General features: G+C 73.0%; 3 protein-coding genes. 1 reads left to right on the forward strand and 2 read right to left on the reverse strand.

Going from position 1 to position 2676, the window contains the following annotated elements:
• The coding region (locus A5714_RS18405) for an LCP family protein (protein WP_231975927.1) at nucleotides 1–891 on the forward strand (891 nt) is incomplete at its 5' end.
• On the opposite strand, the gene A5714_RS18410 is transcribed toward A5714_RS18405, so the two are convergent.
• Together A5714_RS18410 and A5714_RS18415 are read right to left on the reverse strand one after the other, a co-directional pair.
• On the reverse strand, nucleotides 892–1716 hold the full coding sequence (locus tag A5714_RS18410; RefSeq protein WP_068072333.1) for a glycerophosphodiester phosphodiesterase: 825 nt from the start codon (nucleotides 1714–1716) through the stop codon (nucleotides 892–894). It lies immediately after the preceding gene.
• Nucleotides 1717–1720: 4 nt separating this feature from the next.
• Nucleotides 1721–2676: DUF4328 domain-containing protein (locus tag A5714_RS18415; RefSeq protein WP_197513787.1), on the reverse strand; the 956-nt coding region annotated here is incomplete at its 5' end.

The raw sequence follows: 2676 nt of genomic DNA on the forward strand, positions 1-2676 counted from the left end.
GGCGGGGCGGTGTGGCTGGACACCCGCCTGCACCGCGAGCAGGTGTTCGGTGACTACGCCGGGCGACCCGGCCCCGGCCGCGGAACCAACTGGTTGATCGTCGGCTCCGACAGCCGTCAGGGCCTGGACGCTCAGCAGCAGCAGGCTCTGGCCACCGGCGGTGACATCGGCACCGGACGCACCGACACGATCCTGCTGGTGCACGTGCCCGCCTTGGGGTCGGCGACGCCGACGACCATGGTGTCGATCCCGCGCGACTCCTACGTGCCGATCCCCGACCACGGCAAGGACAAGATCAACGCCGCGTTCGCCATGGGCGGAGCGCCGCTGCTGGTACAGACGATGGAGCAGGCCACGGGGTTGCGCCTCGACCACTACGTCGAGATCGGCTTCGGGGGGTTCGCCGCCGTCGTGGACGCGCTCGGCGGGGTGACCGTGTGCCCGAGCACCCCGCTCGTCGACCCGCTGGCCGGCATCGACCTGCCGGCGGGTTGCCAGCGGCTCGACGGCGGCAAGGCGCTCGGGTACGTCAGGACGCGCGACACCCCGCGCGCGGACCTGGACCGGATGGTCAACCAACGCCAGTTCGTGTCGGCGCTGTTGCACGACGCGAGCAGGCCGGCGGTATGGCTCAACCCGTGGCGCTGGTACACGGTGCCCCGCGCGGCCGCCGACGCCCTGACCGTCGACCGGGGCGATCACGTCTGGGACCTGGCGCGGCTCGCCTGGGCGCTGCACGGATCGACGAGCACCATGACGGTGCCCATCGGTGAATTCGCCGACGGCGACGCGGGATCGGTGGTGCTGTGGAATCGCGGTGAGGCAGGCCGACTGTTCGACGCGTTGGCCGCCGACGCACCGTCGCCCACCGGCGCCGACGGGGCGAACTAGCTAGCCGCCGGCCTCCCCGACCCGGCCGCTCTGCAGCCACGCCTTGGTCCGCCCCGGGTGGTGCGTGGCGAGCCAGGCGACCCCGACATCGCGGCAGAAGTCGATGTCTTCGTATTCGTCGACGTTCCAGCAGTAAACGGCGCGGCCCTGCGCGATCGCCCGGTCCGCCAGTTGCGGGGACTCCTTGAGCGTCAGCAGCGACGGCCCGACCGCGGTGGCGCCGACGGCGGTGGCCGCACCGCTGGTCAGGTAGCGCGCCGTGCGGCCGAGCAACACCGTGGGCAGCAGCGGCGCGGCGCGCCGGACCCGCCAGACGGCGGCCGCCGAGAACGACATCACCACCGCCCGGGACCGGTCCGCCGAGGCGGGCGCGGCGATCCCGTACCGCTGCAACAGCGCCAGCAGCTTGGTCTCCACCAGTGAGCCGTACCGGACCGGGTGTTTGGTCTCGATGAACAGTTTGACCGGCCGGTGCCAGTCCAGGACGAGGGAGACCAGGGCGTCCAGGGTGAGCAGGCTGGTGTCCCCGTGGGTGCCGTCTTCGCGCCAGCTGTCGTGCCAGGCGCCGTACTCGAGCTCGCTCAGCTCCGCGAGGGTCATGGTGCTGACCAGGCCGGCCCCGGTCGAGGTCCGGTCCAGCCGGCGGTCGTGCACGCAGACCAGGTGGCCGTCGCGGGTCAGCCGCACGTCGCATTCGACGCCGTCGGCGCCCTCCTTGAGGGCGAGGTCATAGGCCGCCAGCGTGTGTTCGGGCCGCGCGGCGGATGCACCGCGATGGGCGACAACATACGGATGCCCGGCGAGCACCTCGTCGGCCCACGTCATTCCCCTATGCTGCCGGTTCCTGCCCCTGCAACTCAACCGGGGCGGGCGCGGCCGAGGTCGCGGGGCCTTCCTCGCCGACAACGACCCAGCGGTGCGCGGGGCGCTCCACGGGTTTGCGCTGGAATCCCTCGAACACCCGGCCGGCGGCGGCCACCGTCGCGGCCGCGAAGACGTAGGCGAACACCATCGCGACGGTGTTGTTGGCGATGCCCTGCGCGTCGGTGGCGAAGCTGGTCACGATCGCGAACGCGGAGACGACGTAGCTGCAGACCCACGCGAGCCACCACTGATTGATGGTGGCGCGCAGCCGCGGGTAGTGATCCTCCAGGATCGCCAGCTCGATCACGTAGACCGGAGCCCACAACAGATTGATCAGGGGAACGGCGCAACCCGCCCACAGAGCCCGGTCGGGGCGCTGTTCGGACAGGCCCTGGTGGGCGAACACCGCGGCCCGCCGGGCGATCAACCAGCGGATCAGCGTGACACCCGCGACGATCACCGCGGCCGCCGCGGCCACGCTGGCGAGCACGCCCAGCCAGTCCGCGGCGAGGGCCACCCAATTGTTGAGCAACGTGTTGCGGTTGATCACCAGGAGCACGTACCGCACGACGTAGACCAGCGCGGCGACGGCCAGGGTCAGGACGCTGACGAAGACGGTGGTGCGCACGGCGGCCGCCGACGGGCCCCGGCGCGCGGGGGCGTCGGCGACGTCGGGCGCCGGTGCGACATGGTCGGCCAGGGTCCACCGCGGCATGACCGCATAGCGCGGCGTGGGGCCCAGCGGGCGGCGCCGACGCGGCGGGCGCGGCGCGGCGCCCGGCCGCATGGCGATCCAGCGGTAGCCCGGCGGCAGCCGCGGCGGCGTGCGTTGGCCGGCCACCACGGCGGTCGGCCGCGGCGGGGCCGGGGCGACGGGGGCGCCGGGCGCACCACCGTCTTCGTCAGCGTCCTGGCCCGGCT

This window comes from Mycobacterium sp. E2462, assembly GCF_001672685.1.
GTDB lineage: Bacteria > Actinomycetota > Actinomycetes > Mycobacteriales > Mycobacteriaceae > Mycobacterium.